Genomic DNA, 22,616 nt, shown 5'->3' with positions numbered 1-22,616 from the left:
CGCCGAGTTTGGCACGGGCGCCGGGAGGCCCACAGCAAATCCGACAGATCGCCCCTCGGGTCCGGACCGTCGGATCGGGCCGGTCCAGACCACCCGAACGGGCCACGGGGCCGGTCGGACGAGTTTCGTGATTCGGCCACGCAGGGTTCGTCCGATTCCTAGGATCGGACGGTCAGACATGGGGCCAGGTGCGGAGGTCGTCGTGTGGGTAGCCACCGAGCATCGGTTGGTTACCGCCTACCCCGGCGACACCGTGGACGTCCGGGTCGACGTCGTCAACACCGGCGAGCTCATCGAGGGAGTCACCGCCCACCTGATCGGCCTGCCCGACGGGCAGATCAGCGTCGAGCCGCAGCTGCTGCCGCTCTTCCCCGACGCGCAGGGTCAGATCACGCTCTCGATCGGCGTGCCGAGCCACCAGCCCGCCGGCATGCACCCACTCACGATCGCCGTCGTGTCGCACGGCTCCGGATCGCCGACCCAGCACGTCGACATCGACCTGTCGGTCTCGGCGCGGCCCGACGTGCGGCTGGCCACCGACCCGCAGTCGATCAGGTCCCGGCGCACCGGACGCTTCGTCGTGACGATCGAGAACGCCGGCAACGTGGCCCTCGACGCGACGCTGACGGCGACGCAGGAGGACAAGCGGACCCGGGCGAGGTTCACCCCGGAGAAGGTCCGGGTCGAGCCGGGCACGTCGGTGCCGACGATCCTCGCGGTCAAGGGACCGCGGATGTTCACCGGCGCCGAGACCGACCGGATGGTCACCGTCGGCCTGGTCGCCAGGCGCGCGCACACGATCCCGGCGATGGACGAGACCGAGACGGGCCCCGAGCTCGAGCGCGAGGCGATCGTCCGGCTCAAGCAGAAGCCGATGGTCAGCCGGGGCCTGCTGACCGCGCTCATCCTGATGGGCATCGTCCTGATGTGGGCCGCGATCTTCCTGCTCGGGCTCACCCAGGTGCTCGCCGGCGACCCGATGACCAAGACGGCGCCGGCGTCGTTCTTCCCGGCCTCCGCCGAGTCGGGCGAGGGGAGCAGCGGCGAGGGCGACGCGGCCGGCGGTGCGGGAGCGACCGCCGCGCCGGCGGGTGCGATGCCCAAGACGGGCCTGCTGCCGGCGGGCGTCGGCGGCGAGATCTCGGGAACGGTCCTGGCCGCGAGCAACCAGCAGCCGGCCGGCCGGATCACCGTGCAGGCCTACCGCCAGAGCCGCGACGGGCTCAAGCAGGTCAGCTCGGCCGCCAGCCAGACCGACGGCACGTACAGCGTCGCGGGCCTGTTCCCGACGGGCTACCTGTTGAAGTTCAGCGCCGACGGCTACCGCCCGGTGTGGTACCCGAACGCCCCCTCGAAGAGCGGCGCCACCAAGGTCCAGGTGACCGCCCAGGGCGAGGCCGAGGGCTACAACGTCGTCATCCAGGGCAAGCCCGCCAGCATCACGGGCGAGATCGACCCGGGCGACGCGCTCGGTCCGGTGACCACGACCGTGGTGGCGCGGATGAGCGGCGCGACCTCCGACACCTCGCCGATCGCCCGCACGGTCGCCACGGGCAACACCTACACGCTCCCGAACCTGCCCGCGCCCGCGACGTACGAGCTGAGCTTCACGGCCGGGGGCTACCAGGCCACCAAGGTGACGACGGCGGTCGCGGGCGGCGAGGCCCGGATCCAGCCGGACGTCGTGCTGAACGCCGGCACCGGCAGCATCAGCGGGATGGTCACCGACGGGAAGGCACCCCTGGGCAACGTCACCGTGACGACGACGGTCGCGGGCCAGGAGGTCTCGGTCATCACGCCGACGACCGGGCAGGTCGGGTCGTTCACGCTCGACAAGCTGCCGACGCCCGGCACCTACATGCTCACCTTCTCCAGCCCCGACCACGGGTCGCGCGCGGAGATCGTCGACCTGGAGGCCGGCCAGAGCAGGAGCGCCATCGACGTCAAGCTGGTCGCCGGCACCGGGAGCGTCACGGGCATCCTGCTCGGCGCCGACGGCAAGGGCCTCGGCGGTGCCACCGTCATCGTCGGCGGCTCGGTCCAGGCCGGCGGCGCGGTGGACACCAGCTCGCTCCCGACGACGACCACGCTGACCGAGGGCGCCGTGGGGACGTTCTCGATCAGCGGCCTGGCCGCGCCCGGCGACTACACCCTGATGTTCCTGCTCGACGGGTACGCCTCGGAGACCGTGCCGATCAGCCTGAGCGGCAACGGCGCGCCGCCGAAGGTGACCGCGACGCTCGGCACCAAGCTCGGCGGCATCCGCGGGACCGTGACCGGGCCCAGCGGCGCGCCGTACGTCGGCGCCACCGTCGTCGCGACCAACGGTGCGAAGTCGTGGTCGACGACGAGCAGCTCGCCGGGCGGCACGCTCAGCAACGGCGGCTACCTGTTCAGCGAGCTCGAGCCGGGGACCTACAGCGTCACGGTCACCGCCGACGGCATCCGCCAGCAGACCGGGCTCGTCACGGTGACCTCCGGTGCCACCGCGGTGCAGGGCTTCACGCTCCGGGCGGCGAACTAGGACATGTACGTCGAGCTGAGCGAGCGTCGCATCGTGGCCGTCCCGGGCCACGCGCAGGAGTTGCAGATCACGATCAGCAACACCGGCGAGGTCATCGGCGGCTACACGCTGCGCTTCCTCGGCGCCGACCCGAGCTGGGTCGAGCTGCCGGAGTCCGAGATCTCGCTGTTCCCCGACGAGACCCGCACGATCACCGCACGCGTCACCGTCCCGGTCGGGATGGTGGCGGGCGACCGCCGCATCGCCATCCAGGTCCGCGAGCTCACCCCGCCCGAGTCGACCAGCATCGAGGAGGTCGTGCTGGTCGTGCCGGAGGCGCGGTCGGTCGAGATGCGCGTCGACCCGATCTCGCAGACCGCCGGCAGCAAGGCCCGGTTCGGCCTGCTGGTCGGTAACACCGGCAACTCCCAGATCAACAGTCGGCTCACCGGCACCGACCCGGAGGGTCAGGTGCAGTTCGAGTTCGTGCCGGCGGTGCTCGACCTGCCGCCGGGCGAGCACGCCGTCGTGGAGCTGCGGGCCAAGGCGAAGCGCCCGTTCCTGGGCAGTCCGCTGGTCCGGATCCTCGACATCGGGCTCGAGGACCCGCCGCCCGCCGGAGCGGCCGCGGCGCGGGACGAGCTCGATCCCCAGGCGCCGGAGGAGCCGGAGGGGGAGTCGGCGGCCCGGAAGCTGTCGGTCAAGCGCCGCAAGAAGAAGGTGAGGAACCCCGCCGCGCCGTCTCCGGGCAACGACGCGCCGCCGATGGTCAACGCGTCGTTCGTGCAGAAGGCGCGGATCACCCGGGGGCCGCTGTCGCTGGCCGGCCTGCTGTTCGCGCTGACGGTCTTCGCCGTCGTGATCACGCTGGCCCTCTCGCGGATCGTCGGCCAGTCCGCCGCCGACCGCAACCTCGCGCTCGAGATCGCCCAGGCACGCAACGCCGCCGCCACCTCCGGCAGCAGTGGGATGTCGGGCACCGTCCTGCTGCTGACGTCGGGAGCGCCCGTGCCCGGAGTGGCCGTCGACGTCTTCCCGGCCGACGACACCTCCGAGCCGGTGGCGACGACGGCGACCGACAAGAGCGGCGCCTGGTCGGTCGCCAACCTGCCGTCCGGCGACTACAAGCTCACCTTCCGCGGCGCCGGCTTCGTCCAGCTCTGGTACCCGCAGGCGCTGAGCGCCGATAACGCCGAGACCGTGACGCTGGACGCCAACGGCAAACAGGCGGGCCTGGACGTCTCGCTCGGCGGCGTACCCGCCTCGATCACCGGGACGGTCCTCGGCGACGACGTGTCCGCTGCGACGCTCGCGCTCACCATGCCGATGGCCGGCACCCCCGGCGCGGAGGCGGGGGAGGCCGCCACCGGAGCGGTGGTGCAGACCGTCCCGATCGGCTCCGACGGCTCCTTCGAGCTGACCAACGTGCCCTCGCCGAGCGTCTACGACCTGGTCGTCACCAAGACCGGATACGCGACGTCGACGCAGCGCATCGACGTCAGCGCGGGCGAGGAGCGCACCGGTGTCGAGATCACGCTGCGCAAGGGCGACGGCGTCATCACCGGACAGGTCAGCTCGGCGAGCGGCCCGCTCGGCGGCGTCACGATCACGGCGACGTCCGGGCAGACCGAGGTGTCGACGATCTCGTTGACCGACGGCGACGTCGGCAGCTTCACGCTCCGCAAGCTGCCCACGCCGGCGAGCTACACCGTCGTCGCCAGCAAGGGTGGCTACGCGACGCAGACGCTGACGCTGACCCTGGCGAAGGGCCAGGCGCTGACCGGCGTCGGCCTGACGCTCGGCAAGTCGTCGGGCTCGCTCAAGGGCGAGGTGACGCTGCTGCCCGACCGGGCCCCGGCCGGCGGCGTCGCGGTGACGCTGACCGACGGCGAGCACACGGTCGTCACCGCGACCCAGAGCTCCGGTGACATCGGTGCCTGGCGCGTCGGCGGGCTGACCCTGCCCGGCACCTACACCGTGACGTTCTCCCGGGCCGACCTCGCCGCCCAGACGCTGTCGGTGTCGCTGGACGCCTCGGGACAGATCACCCCCGGCTCCCAGGGCGCCACGGTCACCTCCGCCGGCATCGAGGTCGCGATGCAGCCCTCGACCGCGGTGGTGAAGGGCATCATCACCCAGCCGCTGGCGGGATCGGGCAGCTCCGCGGTCGGCGAGGTCACCGTGCAGCTGAGCTCCGGTCCGGCGAGCTACTCGGTGATCACCGCGTCGGTGCCCAGCGCGGACACCGGCCGCTACCGCATCGAGAACGTGCCACCGGGCACGTACACCGTCAGCGTCAGCCGCAACGGCGTGAGCCCGACCTCGACCATCATCCAGCTGACCGCCGGCCAGGTGCGCGACTACAGCCCGGTGCTCGCGGCGGCCGCGGCGATCTCCGGCACCGTCACCCAGAACGGCGCACCGGTGCCGGCCGGCTGGTACGTCGACCTCTACCGGTCGTCCACCTACCCCGAGAATCCCTACCGGACCGTGCGTACCTCGGCGAACGGCACCTTCCTGTTCGAGGACGTCGACGCTCCGGAGGTCTACGTCGTCGAGGCCCGCCCCACCCGCGGCAGCGCTCCGCTGGGCTCGCGGACCGTCCAGCTCGCTGCCAGTGAGCAGCGGGACATCACGGTGAGAGCAGACCAATGACCTCGAGCTTCCCGGGCCACGAGCCCGCCCCCGGCGTGGTGGTGTCGTCGCGACTGCGCACCGCCGCCGGCTCGCCCCTCCCCGTCGAGGTGACGCTGACCAATACGGCCTCGACCGCTCGGGTCATCGCCGTCGGCGCGATCGGCGTCGACTCCTCGTGGCTGCCCCCGATGACGCGGACCGAGCTGCTCGAGCCCGGTCAGAGCGTGGTCGTCACGCTCACGCTCTCGCCGGCGATCGGCACGGTCCCCGCCCAGTACCCCCTGGCGTTCACCGCCCAGTCCCTCGACCCGATCAGCGGTCGTCCGGGCGGTGCCCCGCCCGCGATGGTCGACAGCGTCCTGGTGGTCAACCCGCGCAACCAGCTCGAGATCGAACTGGTGCCGCGGCGGGTGTCGCTGGTGTCCTCGCGCCGGGTGCGGATGACGATGCGCAACACCGGCGACGACGTGGCGCGGGTGAAGGTCGGCGTCCAGGCGTCGCCGCGGCTGCGGGTGCGGTTCAAGCGCGAGGACGTCGAGGTCCTCCCCGGCGCCACGGAGCAGGTGAAGGGCCGGGTGTCGGTGCCGCGACCGCGCTTCTTCGGCACCATCGCCCACCACGCCTACACCGTGACGGCCCGCGGCACCGAGTCGGTGCGGCACGTCGAGGGGTCGGTGACCCAGCGTCCGTTCGTCAACACCTTCGTGCTCAAGGCCGTGGCCCTGCTCGCGGTGGTGTCGGTGTGGATCGCGGCCGCCGTCATCTTCATCCCGGGGTTGGCCGACCGGCTCGGCGACCGGCAGAGCGAGACGACCACCACCGCGGTCGAGGAGAGCGGCGACGGCTCGGGGTCCTCGGACTCCGGCGGCTCCGACGGCGGTGGAGGCTCCGACGGATCGGGAGACCAGGGCGACCAGGCCGGGGCCGGTGCCGGCGGCAAGGGCGGCGGTGCGCAGCCGGCCGTGGCGACCGACGACCAGCCGCTGTCGCTGACCGGCACGGTCGCCGGCGACGACCCGGGCGGCGTCCGGGTGCGTCTGGAGCCGACGTCCCTCGTCGACGAGGGCGCCCAGGGTGGCGTCGGCGTCGGCGTCCCGAGCTCCCAGCTCGGGAACACCGGCATGAGCCTCGCGTCGTCGTTCCTCAACCAGGCGCTCGACCAGACGCCGGCGGACCGGACCGCGACCACCACGAAGGACGGCTCCTGGTCGTTCGCGGACGTGAGGTCGCCCGGCTACTACCTGCTGACCTTCAGCAAGCCCGGCTACCAGTCGCGGTCGTACGTCGTGGACTCGTCGAGCGAGAACGCCGCCGAGCCGCTCGAGGTCGAGCTGAGCGCCGGCCAGGGCAAGCTCTCCGGCACCGTGACCGGACCGGGCGGCCCGGTCGGGGCCGCGACCGTGACGATCTCCGACGGCACCAACACGATCACCACGAGCAGCAACTCTCGGGGTCGGGTGGGGCACTGGTCGGTGAGCGGCCTGTCGACGCCGGGCACCTACGTCGTGCAGGCCGCCAGGCCGGGGCTCTCCAGCGAGTCCCGGATGGTCGAGCTCGCCGCGGGCGGCACCGCTACCGCCGACCTGCGGCTGCGCAACGGCGTCGCCAGCCTGATCGGCAAGGTGCGCGCGGTGAACCAGGCCGGGAAGCTGACCGGCGCCGGCGGCGTCTCGGTCAGGGTGGCGAGCGAGGACGGCGTGGTGCGCTCGGCGACGACGCTGACCCAGGGTGCCCGGGCCGGACGCGGCTCGGCCCGAGCCTCGGCCGACTTCGTCGGCACGTACAAGCTGCCCGGCCTGACCGTGCCGGGCAGCTACGTGGTCACGCTCAGCGGGCCGGACCTGCAGACGCAGACCACGAAGCTGACCCTGCGGCGCGGCCAGTCGCAGGCCACGGTCGACGCCGACCTGGTGGCCGCCTCGGGCTCCGTCGCGGGCACGATCACCGGGCTGGACACCAACGGCAAGGGCTCCGGCGTCGTCGGCTCCGGCCTGACGCTCTCCAACCCCGACAACACCTACAAGACGATGTCGACCTCCGACCCGGCGGGCAGCTTCCTGTTCAACGGTGTCGCGCCGGGCACCTACGCGCTCCAGACCCAGTTCTTCGGCTACGTCACCGACCACGTGACCATCACCGTCCGCGCCGGCCGCATCACGCAGGTGGACCGGACGATCAACCAGATCGAGGGTGGCGTCCTGGCCGCCCGCTCGTCGGTGCGCGGACGGGCCATCGACGGCAGCAGCGGCGTACCGATCGAGTGCCCGACCGTCGACAGCGAGTGCCTGACCGCGAGCGTCGTCGAGCCGGGCGTCGACGACGACAGCGACGACGACCACACCTACCGGACGACGTTCCTGGCCGCCGACGAGTTCACGCTGCCCGACCCGCAGACGGACCCGGAGGGCGGCCTGCTCCCGGGCCTGCACACCGTGGTCGTCTCGGCGCCGCACTACTCGTCGGCGATCGCCAGGGTCCAGGTCGGCGACAACCAGCTCGTCGACCTCGGCACGCTCGAGCTGCTGCCCGCGCCCAAGATCGTCGGCTCGATCACGACCGTCACCGACGTGCCGGCGGCGAACACCTGCATCTGGGCGGTGCCGCCGGGCGGCGACGAGCCGCCGGCGGGTTGCACGTCGGCCGTCACGGGCGGCGACGACCCCGTGTGCACCTCGGGCTCGGCGACCTTCGATCTCGGCAGCACCGACGCGGTCTGCGCCTACGTGCCGGGCACGGGTGGCTACTCGCTCGAGGTGCCCACCGACGGCACGTACACGCTCTACGTGCAGCCGCAGGACCCCGAGTACCTCGCGCCCGCGCCGACACCGGTGCTCCTGGAGAACGGCGTCACTCGCAACCAGTCGTACGTCCTCAACCGCCTCGGGCGGCTGAACATCACCGTCCGGAAGGCGGGGGCGCTGGCGCGCCTGGTGCCCTCCGACCAGACCTCCGTCGTCGTGCGCAGCCTGCCCGGGCTGCAGACCGTGAACTCGGCCACGACCGACGACGACGGAGTCGCGTCGTTCACCCGGGTCGCGGCGCAGAGCTACCGGGTCACCGCGACGGTGCCCGACCCGGCGCCTCCGGGCGTGCCGGCCGACGACGCCGGCCTCACCGCGTCCAAGGACATCCCGGTCGGCCTCAACCAGGTGGTCGCCGTCCGGATCAACCTGACCCGTCCGATCGGTGCCGCCGTCGCCAAGGTCGCGGGCTCGGTCAACGGCCAGCTCAAGCCGGTGCCGAACGCCTCGGTGCAGGTCGTCGGCGTGACCGGGTACGACGACACCGACAATCCCCGGCAGACCCCCGTCGGTATGGTCACCGAGGCCCAGGGCTGCTTCGGCATCCTCGGTGCGGGCCAGACGATCGCCGACCTCGGCACGGACTGCAACCCGGGCTGGGCGACCACCGCCCCGCCGCCGTCGGCCATCGGCAGGGTGACGTACCTGTCTCCGGTCGTGTCGGTGAAGGTGATCGCGCCGGGCTACACCGACGGCACGTTCAACGACGTGACGCTCAGCACCACCGACATCAACGACTTCCCGCTGTCCGCCAAGCCGGTCCCCCTCGGCACGGTCGTGCCCGAGATCGACCCGCCCGACCCGGGCTTCGACTGGACCCAGGTCAGCTTCACGGCGATCCCCGAGGCGGGCGCGACGCCCGCGATCACGGTGCGCGCCACCGGCACGGGCGGCACCGGACAGCTGACCTGGCAGGACACCCGGGTGCCCGGTGCGCCGAATCAGGCGATCCCGGGGACCTACGAGATCAGCGCCAGCCTGAACGGCTACATCGCCGGGACCGCCACCCTGGAGTGCCCGGTCGCGGTGAGCTCCACGGTGACCTGCGCCTGGGACGGGGCACCGCTGAAGCTGCAGAAGCTTGCGCGCCTGGAGGTGCGCCCGCAGTCCGCCGGGGCCGCCCCGGTCACCGGAGCCCGGTACACGCTCTCGCGTGACGGCGTCGCGATCTCGACCGTGACTGCCGGCGCCGGCGCCGGCTCGGTCACCTTCACCGGCCTCGACCCGCGCGACGACGACCTCTACGACGTCGAGGTGCGGGCGCCGGGCTACGCCCACGGCTCGACCGCGAGCTCGACCAGCCCGCTGCCGCTGACCTGCACGCCGGGCGGGAGCAGCATCACGCTGGAGCCGGGTGGGTCGACGTCGTGCGTCGCGTCGATGACCAAGCTCGGCACGATCCAGGGCACGGTGATCGGCTCGCCCGCGCCGCCGCCGTCGACCGGCGCCACCAGCAACGTGGCCGGCGCGACCGTCACCGTGCAGCGGTGCACGTCGGTGCTGCCGGCCGCACCGGCCACCGGCACGCCGTACTGCGCCGCGACGGGCGGTCCCACCTTCACCGGCACCACCAACGCCGGCGGCGGCTTCTCGATCACCGGCACGTACGACGTCGACGGGCTCGCCACCGACGTGGCCTGGCTGGTCACGGCCGAGGCGCCGGGCTACTCCCCGGACGAGGACCGCCCCACCGACGTACCGGCCACCGCGCTGCCCGGCACCCTGGTCCGGTCGTTCACCGACAACGTGGCCGAGGCCGACGTGCGGTTGGACCTCGACCCGGTCGACGTCTCGGTCGCGGTGCTCGTCGGCGGCGTGACGGCGTCGGACGCGACCGTCACGCTCAAGCGCCTGACCTCGAGCGGCACCGAGGTGGTCCAGGAGCCGGCGTTCGACCCCGCCACCGGTCGCTACCCGCTGGTCGGGATCGTCCCCGGCTCGTACATCCTCGAGGTCAGCGGACCGGGCCTGGTCACCAACACCTGGACGCAGACCATCAGTGCGAACAACCAGGTCTTCACGGTCAGCCTCGACCGCGCGATGAACACCATCTACGGCACGATCCTGGGCTCCGATGCCTCGACCGGGCTCAAGGACGCCGACGTGTGGGTGTGCGCGGCGTCCACCTGCGACGAGGCGGACAAGGGGCCGGACAACAACCGGATGTCCGCGAAGACGGCGGCCAACGGCGGCTTCGAGATCCGCAACGTGCCCGACGGTGACTTCTACGTGCTGGTCACGAAGTACGGCTACCGGCCGTACACCTCGCCGGCAGCCATCCACGTCGACCACACGCTCGGCGCACCGCCTCCGGTGAACCAGACCCTCGAGCTGGTCAAGCGCAACGTCACGATCACGGTGCAGACGCCGTGGACCAACAACGACCTCAGCGCGGGCACCGTCGCTCTCGACGAGGTGGGCGGATCGACCTCGCTCTCCGCGGTCAACCTGGTCGCCACCAGCACCCCCGGGACGTTCACCGCGTCGTTCAACCAGGTGAAGTGGGGCTGCTGGACGGTCACGATCACGCCACCGGTCTCGGGCAACCACCTCGGAACGCCGAGCGCACTGACCGGCGGGCCGACCGATGAGTCGATCACGTGCACGGGCGACTTCGCGCTGACGGTCCCGAGCACGTACGCCGCCAGCCCGGTGACCGCGACCAGCATGCTCAACGAGGGCCGGCTCGACGTGGCGGTCACCGCGACGCCGTTCACCGACGTCCCGCTGGGCACCACTCCGCCGACGAAGGTCGTGCTGACCATCAAGCGCGGCAACACGGTCGTGTACACCGACGACGAGTTCGCCGTGAGCAGCTCGCCGACGACGTTCTGGGTGCCGACCGGGAGCGCCTACACCGTCAGCGCCGACCTGGCGACGCCCACGCCGTTCTGGCCGGACGACTCCGACAGCGTGACCGTGCCCGCGACCAAGCCGCCGTCGTCGGCCGCCGCAGAGGCCGACCTCGACATCGAGGAGCAGGCGGCCACCCTCGACGTCACCGTGACCGGCGGCAGCGGCACCGATCCGCAGGCGACGCTGACCCTCACCGGCACCTCGACCGTGCCACCGTCGTACGTCGCTCCGCTCCTCACCAGCGGCTACAAGCGGACCTACTACCTGCCGGCCGGCACCTGGACGGTCAAGGCGGACATCGGGACGCGCACGAAGACCGAGCAGATCGAGATCACCGCCCCCGAGTCGACGGCGCCGAACGGCAAGTACGCCCTGACGATCGTCGTCCCGCCCCCGCCCTCCACCGGTGAGGAGGAGGAAGAGGGCGGCAGCGGTGGTAGCGGTGGTAGCGGTGGTTGAGATGCCACGGTGGTTGAGGAAGGCGCGCTAGCGCCTGTCTTGCGGTGGTTGAGGAAGGCGCGCTAGCGCCTGTCTCGAAACCACCCGTCGGGACGTCGACCTGTGGTCGGGACTGGGTCGGGTTGGGGGTGGTTTCGAGACGGTTGCTAGCGCAACCTCCTCAACCACCGTCGTCAGGGAGTCACGGTGGTTGAGGAAGGCGCGCTGGCGCCTGTCTTGCGGTGGTTGAGGAAGGCGCGTCCACGGTGGTTGAGGAAGGCGCGCTAGCGCCTGTCTCGAAACCACCAGTCTCGCGGTTGTGATCGTCGGAGTCCGCCTCGTCGAGCGTCCCTCGCACGGACGGACCGACGCCGGCGATCCGACCGGTCAGCGCAGGGAGTACGTCGCGAGCGATACGCCCACGTAGTGGGAGACGAACGCGAGGATCGTGAAGCTGTGGAACACCTCGTGGAAGCCGAAGAAGCGCGGCCACGGGTTGGGTCGCTTGAAGCCGTAGACGACGCCGCCGAAGGTGTAGAGCGCACCGCCGACCACGATCATCACGAACGTCGCGATGCCGACGCCGACCCCGAGCCGGGTCGCGCCGTCGAGGAACGACGGGATGAAGAAGACCGCCGCCCAGCCGAGCGCGATGTAGATCGGCACGTAGAGCCAGCGCGGCGCGTCGGTCCAGAAGATCCGGAAGCCGACGCCGAGCACGGCGCCGCTCCAGACGGTCGCCAGCAGCACCACGCGCGGCGTGCCGTCGAGGAGGAGGAGGCTGAACGGCGTGTAGGAGCCGGCGATCAGCAAGAAGATGTTGGAGTGGTCGAAGCGCCGCAGGAACGCCCAGACCCGAGGTGACCAGGTGCCGGTGTGGTAGATCGCGGACACCGTGAACAGTACGAGGGCCGATCCGGTGAAGAGCGCCGAGCCGATCCGGGTCGCCGGCGTGGGCGACAGGGCGATGAGCACGATCCCGGCCGCGAGCGTGAGCGGGGCGATCGCGAGGTGCAACCAGCCGCGCAGCTTCGGCTTGATCTCGGCCTTGAACTCGGCCCGGAACTCCGCGACGGCTTCGCGGGCCTGGTCGAGCCCCGCTCGCACCGCGTGGTTCATGGCCTGGTTCATGACGCAGAACCTACCCGGCGCCCGGTGACGGAAACCGCACAGGCGGCGAACGTCACGTCAACGTTGCGACCACGAAATGGGCGGTTCGCTCGCTACCATCGACAGGTGGACTGGAAGCGGGGAGTGCGACGGGTGCTCTATCCGGCGTACGAGGCCCGCGTTCTGCGGCGGATGCCCGAGAACGTCCCGCAGCACGTCGGCGTGATGCTCGACGGCAACCGCCGGTGGGCGCGTGCCGTCGGCCACGACACCGCGCACGGCCATCGGGCCGGCGCCGCGAACATCGAGCCGCTGCTCGGCTGGTGCGACGAGGTCGGCATCGAGGTCGTCACGCTGTGGCTGCTGTCCACCGACAACCTCAACCGGCCCGAGCACGAGCTGCTGCCGCTGCTGGAGATCATCGGCGAGGCCGTCGCCTCGCTCGCCGACCAGCAGAAGTGGCGGATCCATCCCGTCGGCGCCCTCGACCTGCTGCCCGCGGAGGTCGCGGAGAAGCTGAAGGCGGCCGAGGAGGCGACCCGCGACGTCGACGGGATGCTGGTCAACGTCGCGGTCGGGTACGGCGGCCGTCGCGAGATCGCCGACGCCGTACGCTCGCTGCTCCACGAGTCCGCGGCCAAGGGCATGTCGCTCGAGGAGCTCGCCACCACGATCGACGTCGAGCACATCGCCGAGCACCTCTACACCAAGGGCCAGCCCGATCCCGACCTGGTGATCCGTACGTCGGGGGAGCAGCGCCTCGGCGGCTTCCTGCTGTGGCAGTCGGCGAAGTCGGAGTTCTACTTCTGCGAGGCCTACTGGCCCGACTTCCGGCGGGTCGACTTCCTGCGCGCGATCCGTGCCTACGCGCAGCGCGAGCGGCGCTTCGGCTCGTAACCGAGCCTTCACCGTCCGTTCGGGCGTGTCGTCCCGGAACCCGTGGGGCCGCGGCGTACGTTCGCGGGTATCGGGGAGTGGGGAAGCTCCCCGTATCGGGAGGCCCGTTCGTGAGCATTCACGACTGCACAGCACACCATCGGGGGGATCCCCCTCGCGGGTGCGCGACCGGGAGCCGGCACTCCGGCCCTCGGGCTCGTTCCGGTCCATCAGAGTGAGCAGATGGCCGGACGCGGAGTGCCCGCCGGCCTGCTGAAGGGGTGTCATCGTGCCGACCCAGGCTCAGAAGTCACAGCGCTCCGCCACCACTGCCGATCGAGCGACACCGCCCGCCGTCCGCACCTTCGTCCTGGACACCAGCGTGCTGCTGGCCGACCCGGGCGCCCTGCGGCGCTTCGCCGAGCACGAGGTCGTGCTCCCGGTCGTGGTGATCACCGAGCTCGAGGGCAAGCGGCACCACCCCGAGCTGGGCTTCTTCGCCCGTACGGCGCTGCGGATGCTCGACGAGCTGCGGATCACCCACGGCCGGCTCGACGAGCCGGTGCCGGTCGGCGACGAGGGCGGCACGATCCGGGTCGAGCTCAACCACACCGACCCCGAGTCGCTGCCGTCGGGCTTCCGCCTCGGTGACAACGACACGCGCATCCTCGCGGTCGCCCGCAACCTCGCCAACGAGGGCCACGCGGTCACGCTCGTCTCCAAGGACCTGCCGCTGCGGATCAAGGCGTCCGCGGTCGGACTCGACGCCGAGGAGTACCGCGCCGAGGCCGTCAGTGACTCCGACACCGGCTACTCCGGCATGGCCGAGCTCGAGGTCGCGGCCGCCGATCTCGACGAGCTGTACGACGACGGCGTCCTCGACCTCGAGGCCGCGCGGGACCTGCCGTGCCACCACGGGCTGGTGCTGCTCTCCGAGCGCGGTACGGCGTTGGGCCGGGTCGGCCCCGACAAGCACGTGCACCTGGTGCGCGGCGACCGGGAGGCGTTCGGCATCCACGGCCGCTCCGCCGAGCAGCGGGTCGCGCTGGAGATGCTGCTCGACCCGGAGGTCGGGATCGTCTCGCTCGGCGGCCGCGCCGGCACCGGCAAGTCCGCGCTCGCGCTGTGCGCCGGCCTCGAGGCGGTGATGGAGCGGCGTCAGCACCAGCGGGTCGTGGTGTTCCGGCCGCTGTTCGCCGTCGGCGGCCAGGAGCTCGGCTACCTGCCCGGCTCGGAGTCGGAGAAGATGTCGCCCTGGGCGCAGGCGGTCTTCGACACCCTCGGGGCGATCACGACCCGTGAGGTCATCGACGAGGTGCTCGACCGCGGCATGCTCGAGGTGCTCCCGCTGACCCACATCCGGGGCCGGTCGCTGCACGACGCCTTCGTCATCGTCGACGAGGCGCAGTCGCTGGAGCGCAACGTGCTGCTGACCGTGCTGTCCCGGATCGGTGCCAACTCCAAGGTGGTGCTCACCCACGACGTCGCGCAGCGGGACAACCTGCGGGTCGGGCGGCACGACGGTGTGGTCGCCGTGGTCGAGAAGCTCAAGGGACACCCGCTGTTCGCCCACGTCACGCTGACCCGCTCCGAGCGGTCGCCGATCGCCGCCCTGGTGACCGAGATGTTGGAGAACATGACGGTCTGAGTGCCGATCGGTACCCCGGACCGCCGGGCCGCCCCGGTGCTGCTGAGGCATCTGTGGCTGCTGTGACAGGGGAGGTGGCCGCCGGCGACTTTCTCCCGACTGGTTAGGCAGTTCGGTTTGCAACCACCTGCTCCGTCCGGCAGGGTGGCTCGTGATCTCTTCGTGACCTTCGACAGCGTCGTCGCCGGTCCAGCCGGATCGCCTGCCCCGAGTCGTCTACCCCGAGTCAGCGAGCCTTGTCGAAGCGCACGAAGTACGTCCCGAAGCACCGGAGCGTCCCCGAGCCGACCCTGCGCAGCGCGCCCACGAAGGCGCTGCGCACCGGACTGGTGATGACCTCGGTCGCCGCCGCCGTCACCGGTATCTCCGTCGCCGGCGGCCTCCTCGGCACGCCCGCGCAGATGACGACCACGGCCCAGGACCTCGGCAGCGACATCACCGGCGGCCTCGCCGGCACGTCGAGCGACGAGCGGGCCGCGGCGGCCGCGCTCGCGGACCGCGAGGTCGTCTCCCGCGCGGCCGATCGCCGGCGCGAGGCCGACCCGGACAAGGTCAGCGCGCTCTCCGTCGACAGCGGGCCGGCGCGCACCGCGTCCGTGGACGTGACCGACGGCGACCCGCGCGACATCGCCCGGGCGCTGCTGCCGCAGTTCGGCTTCTCCGGCGACCAGTTCGGCTGCCTGGACTCATTGTGGACGCGCGAGAGCAACTGGAACCCCGCCGCTCACAACCCCTCCTCCGGCGCGCACGGCATCCCGCAGTCGCTGCCCGGCTCCAAGATGGCCTCCGCCGGCCCCGACTGGGCGTCCAACCCGGTCACCCAGATCACCTGGGGCCTCGGCTACATCCAGGACCGGTACGGCAGCCCGTGCGGTGCCTGGGGACACTCGCAGTCGCACGGCTGGTACTGACCGTCCTGCAGGGATACCCGGTCCACCGGGTATCCCCGCACTTCTCGGGCGGTGCAACACCCCAGAACGTCAGGGATTGCCCGAGAAGTCCTACGGGTGCGTCATGGACTCCACGTCGAGCGCCGCGTCGAGCTGGGCCTCGGTGAGCTCGCCGCGCTCGACGTAACCCATCGCGATCACGGTCTCCCGGATCGTGGCGCCGTCGGCCAGCGCCCGCTTCGCGATCATGGCGGCGGCCTCGTAGCCGAGGTAGCGGTTCAGCGGGGTGACGACCGAGGGCGAGGACTCGGCGTACTGCCGCATCCGGTCGGCGTTCGCGGTGATGCCGTCGACGCAGCGCTCGGCGAGCAGCCGTGAGGACGCCGCGAGCAGGCGCACCGACTCCAGCACGTTGCGGGCGATCACCGGCATCGCGACGTTGAGCTCGAAGCTGCCGCTGGCGCCGGCGGCGGCCACCGCGGCGTCGTTGCCGACGACCTGGAAGCAGACCATCAGCGTCGCCTCGGGCAGCACCGGATTGACCTTGCCCGGCATGATGCTCGACCCGGGCTGCAGGTCGGGCAGGTGGATCTCGGCGAGCCCGGTCGTCGGGCCCGAGGCCATCCAGCGCAGGTCGTTGCAGATCTTGGTGAGCCCGACGGCGTAGGTGCGCAGCACGCCGCTCAGCTCCACGAGCGAGTCGCGGGTGCCCTGGGCCTCGAAGTGGTTGCGCGCCTCGGTGAACGGCTGGCCGCTCGCCTCGCCGAGCACCGCGATCACGCGCTCGGCGAAGCCCGGCGGGGTGTTGATCCCGGTGCCGACCGCGGTGCCGCCCAGCGGCAACTCACGGACCCGGGGCAGCACGGACTCGAGTCGCTCGGCGGCGTACCGCACGGTCGCGGCGTACCCGCCGAACTCCTGACCGAGCAGCACCGGCGTCGCGTCCATCAGGTGCGTGCGGCCGGACTTCACGAGGCCCGCGAACTCGTCGGCCTTGCGCTCCAGGCTGCCGGCCAGGACGTCGAGGGCCGGCAGCAGGTCGTCGACGACCGCGAGGGCGGCGGCCACGTGGATCGCGGTCGGGAACGTGTCGTTGCTCGACTGGCTCGCGTTCACGTGGTCGTTGGGGTGTACGTCGGTGCCGGATCGCTGCGCCAGCGTGGCGACGACCTCGTTGGCGTTCATGTTGGAGCTGGTGCCCGACCCGGTCTGGAAGACGTCGATCGGGAACTGGTCGTCGTGCTCGCCGGCCACCACCGACTCGGCCGCACCGACGATCGCGTCCGTCTGCGCGGGGTCGAGGATGCCCAGCTCGCCGTTGACCCGCGCCGCGGCGGACTTGACCCGGCCGATCGCGTGGATCAGCGCCGGCTCGATCGGCGTGCCGCTGATCGGGAAGTTCTCCACCGCGCGCTGGGTCTGCGCCCGCCACAGCGCCGCCGCCGGCACCCGGACCTCGCCCATGCTGTCGTGCTCGACCCGGAAGGCTGCGTCGCTGATCACGGAGTCGCTCATGCCTCGGACGTTACCCGCGACACGAACAGCCAGTACTGCTCGTCGCGATCCTGGAGCAGCACGTCGTGCGCCTGGCCCTGGACGTTGCCGAACGCCGCGCGCAGCTGCTCGGCCAGCTCGGGGGAGTCCGCGGCGGACCAGACCGCGAGGACGCCGCCGGGGCGCAGCGCCCGCCGCGCGGCCCGGAGGAACGGCTCCTCGTAGAGCGCCGCGTTGACCTCGTGCACCAGGTAGCCGGGCCCGTTGTCGACGTCGAGCAGCACCAGGTCGTACGACGCGGGCGCGGCCTCGGCGAGCGCGACCGCGACGTCGGCCACCACGATCGTCACCCGCTCGTCGGCCAGCATCGCGGGCCCGTGGGGGATCGTGCCGTCGCGCATCCAGTCGACCAAGGCCTGCTCGATCTCCACGACCGCGACCTTCTCGACGCGGCTGTCGGCGAGCACCTCGTGCATGGTGAACCCGAGGCCGAGGCCGCCCACGAACACCGCGCGGGGGTCGTCGACGGTCGCCAGCGCGCCGCTCGCCAGGGCCTGCTCGGTGCTCACCTCGAGCGTGTCCATGACGAACACGCCGTTGGCGCGCAGCTCGAGCGCGCTCGAACCGGCCTCGGACCGGCGCTCGCGCAGCACCAGCTCGCCGCGCTCGGACTCGGCTCGGGCGATCTCGACGTACTCCACCCGCCCGACCCTACGGACCCGACGCGACGGACCCGGCGCCAGGGACCGTCAGTCGAAGAGCTCGCTGAGCCAGCTCTCCTTGCGCTTCTTCTTGTAGTAGCCGCCCTGCTGGTAGGGCTGCTGATAGGACTGCTGGTGCGGCTGCTGGTAGGACTGCTGGGCCTGCGGCGGCGCGGGCTGGGGTGCCGGCTGGGTCAGCGAGCGCTCGATGAGCTTGTCGAGCTCGCCGCGGTCGAGCCACACGCCCCGACAGCTCGGGCAGTAGTCGATCTCGATGCCGCTGCGTTCGCTCATCACCAGGATGGTGCCGTCGGTGGGGCACTGCATGGTCGTGTCCTCTCGTCGTTCACCCGGTCGAACGCACGAGTCGGCCGCGGGGTTCCGCTTCGAGGCGGTCAGCCGATCCAGGTCTGCGTGGTCCACGCCGTCTCGACGACCTCGAGGTAGGGCTCGAAGTCCAGCCCCTGCTGCCGGAGCCAGTCGTCGTCGTCGAACGTCGCGTCGTAGCGATCGGATCGATCGCACATCAGCGTCACGATGCTGCCGCGCTGCCCGCGCTCGTGCATCTCGCAGGCCAGCCGGAGCGCGCCGTAGAGATTGGTCCCGGTGGACGGCCCGGCACGCAGGCCGACGCGATCGCCGAGGAAGCGCATGGCGGCGACGGACGCGGCGTCCGGGATCCGCATCATCCGGTCGATCACGTGGGGCAGGAACGACGGCTCCACGCGAGGCCGGCCGATCCCCTCGATCCGTGATCCGGGAGCGGTGGTCCCCTCGCCGGCGTACGACGGGAGGAACGCCGACCCGTCCGGGTCCACGACCGCGAGGCGGGTCTCGTGGCCGCGGTAGCGCAGGTAGCGCCCGATGGTGGAGCTGGTCCCGCCCGTGCCGGCGCCGACCACGACCCAGTCGGGGATCGGGAACGGCTCCTCGGTCAGCTGCTCGAAGATCGACTCCGCGATGTTGTTGTTGCCGCGCCAGTCGGTGGCCCGCTCCGCGTTCGTGAACTGGTCCATGTAGTGGCCCCCGACGCTCTCCGCGAGGAGCCTGGCGGCGTCGTACACCTCGTCGGCGCGATCGACGAACTCGCACCGGCCGCCCTCCCGCTCGATCAGGGCCACCTTGGCCGGGCTCGTGGAGCGTGCGATGACGGCCACGAACGGCACCCCGATCAGCCGGGCGAAGTACGCCTCGCTGATGGCCGTGGAGCCGCTGGAGGCCTCGACGACCGTGGTGGTGGGGCCGATGTCGCCGGTGCAGATCGCGTACAGGAACAGCGACCGCGCCAGCCGGTGCTTGAGGCTGCCCGTCGGATGGGTCGACTCGTCCTTGAGGTAGATCAGCGCGGACGCGTCGTCGCCGGTGGGCAGCTTGACCATGTGAGTGTCCGCGCTGCGCGCCTCGTCGGCGCGCAGGCAGTGGATGGCGTGCTCCACCCACGACCGGTCGATGCTCGTCGACGGTTGAACGGCTCGGATCGGGACAACAGACACTTCTACTCCTTACTCGACCTGCGATGCACCCTGCGCGTTGCGTCTTCGGTGCCTCAGTTGACCATCCACGTGTCGCCACTGCCGATGAGGGCGGCGAGACGGTCGGTCGGCTCACCGGGTGCGGCCTGCCGGGCGGTGGCGAGCTGGGCGCGGGCCTGGTCGTCGTAGGTGGGGCGCTCGACCTGGCGGAAGATGCCGATGGGGGTGGGTGTGTGGGGATCGGTGTCGAGCCGGGAGAGGGCGAACTGCCAGGTGGGGTCGGGCTCGGTGGGGTCGTGGGCCCAGGTGTGGCCGTGGGCGGTGACCTGGACACCGGGTTCGAGGCGGAGCAGTTGCTCGGTGGCGTCGGCGCCCTTGAGGGTGTCGAAGGCGCCGTCGTTGAAGATGGGGCAGTTCTGGTAGATCTCCACCAGCGACGTGCCGCGGTGGGCGGCGGCCGCGGAGAGGACGGTGGTGAGGTGTTTGCGGTCGGAGTCGATGGTGCGGGCGACGAAGGTGGCTTCGGCGCCCAGCGCGAGGGAGACGGGGTTGAAGGGGTGGTCGAGGGAGCCCATGGGGGTGGACTTGGTGATCTTGCCGGCCTCGGACGTGGGGGAGTACTGGCCCTTGGTCAGGCCGTAGATCCGGTTGTTGAACAGCAGGATCGTCATGTTGACGTTGCGGCGCAGCGCGTGGATGAGGTGGTTGCCGCCGATGGAGAGGGCGTCGCCGTCGCCGGTGACGACCCAGACGGAGAGGTCTTCGCGGGCGGTCGCGATGCCGGTGGCGATCGAGGGTGCGCGTCCGTGGATCGAGTGCATGCCGTAGGTGTCGAGGTAGTAGGGGAACCGGCTGGAGCAGCCGATGCCGGAGACGAAGACGATGTTCTCGCGGCGCAGGCCGAGGTCGGGCAGGAAGCCCTGGACGGCCTTGAGGACGGCGTAGTCGCCGCAGCCCGGGCACCAGCGGACCTCTTGGTCGGAGGTGAAGTCCTTGCCGGTCTGGGGCTGGTCGGTGGTGGGGACCAGCTCGACACCCGATCGGAGTCCGGGGAACGGAAGCCCGGTGGCGGTCATGCCGATGCCTGCGCGGCCGCCACGAGCGGGTGGTCGGCGGGCATCATGCCGGCGCCCGCGGCTCCGCCCGGCGAGCCGAGGTCGGCGAACACCTCCGCGTTGATCGCGAGGTAGCCCGCCGACTCGCTGGGCAGGTCGTCCTCGTACGCGATCGCCTCGACGGGGCAGACGGGCTCGCAGGCGCCGCAGTCGACGCACTCGTCGGGGTGGATGTAGAGCATCCGCGGGCCTTCGTAGATGCAGTCGACGGGGCACTCGTCCACGCAGGCACGGTCCTTGAGATCGATGCACCCTTGGGAGATCACGTAGGTCATCAGTTGGCTCGCAGTTCTTCGCTGAGGTGGGTGAGGTGGGTGAGGATGTGGTGCTCCAGGTCCGCGGCCTTGAGGGGCATGCCGTTGATCTGGTTGTAGCCGATGGCGTCGATGAGGTATCTGCCGCGGAGTAGGAGGGAGAGTTGGCCGAGGTTCATCTCGGGGACGAGGACCTTGTCGTAGCGGTGGAGGATGTCGCCGAGGTCGTGGGGGAAGGGGTTGAGGTGGCGCAGGTGGACCTGCGCGACGTGGTGGCCGGCCTTGCGGACGCGGCGTACGCCGGCGCCGATGGGGCCGTAGGTGGAGCCCCAGCCGATCACGAGGACCTTGGCCTTGCCGTGTCCTGGGGGGCCGGAGGGGTCGTCGACCTCGAGTGGGGGGAGGGAGTCGGCGATCCGGTCGATCTTGGCCTGGCGGGTGCGGACCATGAGGTCGTGGTTGGCGGGGTCGTAGGAGATGTTGCCGGTGATGTCGGCCTTCTCGATGCCGCCGATGCGGTGCTCGAGGCCGGCGATGCCCGGGGGCGCCCAGGGACGCGCCAGCGTCTCGGCGTCGCGGGCGTACGGCTGGAACTTCCCGTCCTCGGTCAGGTCCTCGGCAGTCGCGAACGCCGGGTCGATCTTCGGCAGGTCGACGATCTCGGGGATCCGCCAGGGTTCGGAGCCGTTGGCGAGGTAGCCGTCGGAGAGCAGCATCACGGGCGTGCGGTAGGTGATGGCGATGCGGGCGGCCTCGAGGGCGGCGTCGAAGCAGTCGCCCGGTGACTGCGGCGCGACGATCGGGACCGGCGCCTCGCCGTTGCGGCCGTACATGGCCTGGAGGAGGTCGGCCTGTTCGGTCTTGGTGGGCAGGCCCGTGGAGGGGCCGCCGCGTTGGACGTCGATGACGACTAGGGGGAGCTCGGTCATCACGGCCAGGCCGATGGCCTCGGACTTCAGCGCGATCCCGGGTCCGGAGGTGGTGGTCACGCCCAGGGAGCCGGCGAAGGAGGCGCCGATCGCGGAGCCGATGCCGGCGATCTCGTCCTCGGCCTGCAAGGTGGTGACGCCGAAGGCCTTGTGCTTGGACAGCTCGTGGAGGATGTCGGAGGCCGGGGTGATCGGGTAGGAGCCCAGGAACACCGGGAGCCCGGACTGGACGCCGCCGGCGACCAGGCCGTAGGCCAGGGCGAGGTTGCCGGTGATGTTGCGGTAGACCCCCGGGGCCATCGGGGCGGGCTTGATCTCGTAGGAGACCACGAACGCCTCGGTGGTCTCCCCGAAGTTCCAGCCGGCCTTGAACGCGGTGATGTTCGCGTCGCGGATCGCCTCGACCTTCGCGAACCGCTTCTCCAGGAACGCGATGGTGGGCTCGGTCGGGCGGCCGTACATCCACGAGAGCAGCCCGAGGGCGAACATGTTCTTCGCCCGGGCGGCGTCCTTGCGGGACAGGCCGAACTCCTTGACCGCCTCGACCGTCATCCCGGTCAGGTCCACCGGCTGCACCGCGAACGCCCCCAGCGGGTCGTTCGCATCACCCAGCAGGTCCAGCGGGTTCGACTCATACCCGGCCTTGGTCAGGTTCCGGGCGGTGAAGTCGTGGGTGTCCACGATGATCGTCGCGCCCTGGGGCAGATCACCCAGGTTCGCCCGCAACGCCGCCGGATTCATCGCCACCAACACATCCGGCGCATCCCCCGCGGTCAGGATGTCGTGATCGGCGAAGTGCACCTGGAACGACGACACGCCCGGCAACGTGCCCTGCGGGGCCCGGATCTCGGCCGGGAAGTTCGGCAACGTCACCAGATCATTGGTCAAGTCC

Annotated in this window: 13 protein-coding genes and 1 pseudogene; 6 read left to right on the top strand and 8 right to left on the bottom strand. The window is 71.3% G+C overall.

Annotated elements, in window-relative coordinates:
- Positions 1–178: 178 nt before the first annotated feature.
- From FHU40_RS07820 to FHU40_RS07810, 3 genes are read left to right on the top strand one after another with little or no spacing between them, the layout of a single operon-like run.
- Positions 179–2,524, top strand: a complete 2,346-nt coding sequence (locus tag FHU40_RS07820) for a carboxypeptidase-like regulatory domain-containing protein (RefSeq protein WP_183591653.1) — start codon at positions 179–181, stop codon at positions 2,522–2,524.
- A 3-nt stretch (positions 2,525–2,527) separates the two neighbouring features.
- Positions 2,528–5,158 carry a carboxypeptidase regulatory-like domain-containing protein gene (locus tag FHU40_RS07815; RefSeq protein ID WP_183591652.1) on the top strand — a complete coding sequence of 877 codons (2,631 nt, stop codon included), beginning with the start codon at positions 2,528–2,530 and terminating at the stop codon, positions 5,156–5,158.
- Entirely contained in the window at positions 5,155–11,256 is a 6,102-nt protein-coding gene (locus FHU40_RS07810) for a carboxypeptidase regulatory-like domain-containing protein (protein ID WP_183591651.1), read from the top strand. Before FHU40_RS07815 ends, FHU40_RS07810 begins: the two co-directional genes overlap by 4 nt.
- Before the next feature lie 366 nt (positions 11,257–11,622).
- Here FHU40_RS07810 and trhA read toward each other — a convergent pair whose 3' ends face one another.
- A complete protein-coding gene (gene trhA / locus FHU40_RS07805) occupies positions 11,623–12,366 on the bottom strand; it encodes a PAQR family membrane homeostasis protein TrhA (protein ID WP_183591650.1) in 744 nt (247 codons plus the stop codon).
- 105 nt (positions 12,367–12,471) lie between these two features.
- Here trhA and FHU40_RS07800 point away from each other — a divergent pair, with 105 nt between their 5' ends.
- From FHU40_RS07800 to FHU40_RS07790, 3 genes are all read left to right on the top strand, one after another.
- Entirely contained in the window at positions 12,472–13,242 is a 771-nt protein-coding gene (locus FHU40_RS07800) for an isoprenyl transferase (protein WP_183591649.1), read from the top strand.
- A 268-nt stretch (positions 13,243–13,510) separates the two neighbouring features.
- A complete protein-coding gene (phoH2, locus tag FHU40_RS07795; RefSeq protein WP_183591648.1) occupies positions 13,511–14,869 on the top strand; it encodes an RNA 5'-3' helicase PhoH2 in 1,359 nt (452 codons plus the stop codon).
- Positions 14,870–15,105: 236 nt separating this feature from the next.
- Positions 15,106–15,780: an aggregation-promoting factor C-terminal-like domain-containing protein gene (locus FHU40_RS07790; RefSeq protein ID WP_183591647.1), complete on the top strand. Its 675-nt coding sequence runs from the start codon at positions 15,106–15,108 to the stop codon at positions 15,778–15,780.
- A 90-nt stretch (positions 15,781–15,870) separates the two neighbouring features.
- Here the strand turns inward: FHU40_RS07790 and FHU40_RS07785 are convergent, their stop codons facing one another.
- The 7 genes and pseudogenes from FHU40_RS07785 to FHU40_RS07755 form a co-directional block, all read right to left on the bottom strand.
- On the bottom strand, positions 15,871–17,274 hold the full coding sequence (locus FHU40_RS07785; protein WP_183591646.1) for a class II fumarate hydratase: 1,404 nt from the start codon (positions 17,272–17,274) through the stop codon (positions 15,871–15,873).
- Positions 17,271–17,954: a spermine/spermidine synthase domain-containing protein gene (locus FHU40_RS07780; protein WP_183591645.1), complete on the bottom strand. Its 684-nt coding sequence runs from the start codon at positions 17,952–17,954 to the stop codon at positions 17,271–17,273. Before FHU40_RS07780 ends, FHU40_RS07785 begins: the two co-directional genes overlap by 4 nt.
- Before the next feature lie 48 nt (positions 17,955–18,002).
- Complete coding sequence (locus FHU40_RS07775; RefSeq protein WP_183591644.1) at positions 18,003–18,281, bottom strand: TFIIB-type zinc ribbon-containing protein; 279 nt, start codon at positions 18,279–18,281, stop codon at positions 18,003–18,005.
- A gap of 68 nt (positions 18,282–18,349) precedes the next feature.
- The gene (locus FHU40_RS07770) at positions 18,350–19,447 is read right to left on the bottom strand and encodes a PLP-dependent cysteine synthase family protein (RefSeq protein WP_252274711.1); all 1,098 of its coding nucleotides are present in this window, start codon (positions 19,445–19,447) and stop codon (positions 18,350–18,352) included.
- A gap of 53 nt (positions 19,448–19,500) precedes the next feature.
- Complete coding sequence (locus FHU40_RS07765; RefSeq protein WP_183591643.1) at positions 19,501–20,502, bottom strand: 2-oxoacid:ferredoxin oxidoreductase subunit beta; 1,002 nt, start codon at positions 20,500–20,502, stop codon at positions 19,501–19,503.
- Positions 20,499–20,816 carry a ferredoxin gene (gene fdxA / locus FHU40_RS07760; protein ID WP_183591642.1) on the bottom strand — a complete coding sequence of 106 codons (318 nt, stop codon included), beginning with the start codon at positions 20,814–20,816 and terminating at the stop codon, positions 20,499–20,501. The genes FHU40_RS07765 and fdxA overlap by 4 nt, the downstream gene beginning before the upstream one ends.
- Positions 20,816–22,606, bottom strand: a pseudogene (locus tag FHU40_RS07755) (2-oxoacid:acceptor oxidoreductase subunit alpha); the annotation flags it as partial. The pseudogene FHU40_RS07755 and the gene fdxA, both read right to left, overlap by 1 nt.
- Positions 22,607–22,616: the final 10 nt, after the last annotated feature.

The organism is Nocardioides soli, assembly GCF_014191495.1.
Taxonomy (GTDB): domain Bacteria; phylum Actinomycetota; class Actinomycetes; order Propionibacteriales; family Nocardioidaceae; genus Nocardioides; species Nocardioides soli.
Note: the sequence above shows the minus strand (reverse complement) of the source record. Positions and strands in the feature narration are given on the sequence as shown.

Coding starts and splice junctions, on each gene's coding strand:
- FHU40_RS07820 (WP_183591653.1), top strand. CDS start 179: ATGGGGCCAGGTGCGGAGGTCGTCGTGTGGGTAGCCACCGAGCATCGG.
- FHU40_RS07815 (WP_183591652.1), top strand. CDS start 2,528: ATGTACGTCGAGCTGAGCGAGCGTCGCATCGTGGCCGTCCCGGGCCAC.
- FHU40_RS07810 (WP_183591651.1), top strand. CDS start 5,155: ATGACCTCGAGCTTCCCGGGCCACGAGCCCGCCCCCGGCGTGGTGGTG.
- trhA (WP_183591650.1), bottom strand. CDS start 12,366: ATGAACCAGGCCATGAACCACGCGGTGCGAGCGGGGCTCGACCAGGCC.
- FHU40_RS07785 (WP_183591646.1), bottom strand. CDS start 17,274: ATGAGCGACTCCGTGATCAGCGACGCAGCCTTCCGGGTCGAGCACGAC.
- FHU40_RS07775 (WP_183591644.1), bottom strand. CDS start 18,281: ATGCAGTGCCCCACCGACGGCACCATCCTGGTGATGAGCGAACGCAGC.
- FHU40_RS07765 (WP_183591643.1), bottom strand. CDS start 20,502: ATGACCGCCACCGGGCTTCCGTTCCCCGGACTCCGATCGGGTGTCGAG.
- fdxA (WP_183591642.1), bottom strand. CDS start 20,816: ATGACCTACGTGATCTCCCAAGGGTGCATCGATCTCAAGGACCGTGCC.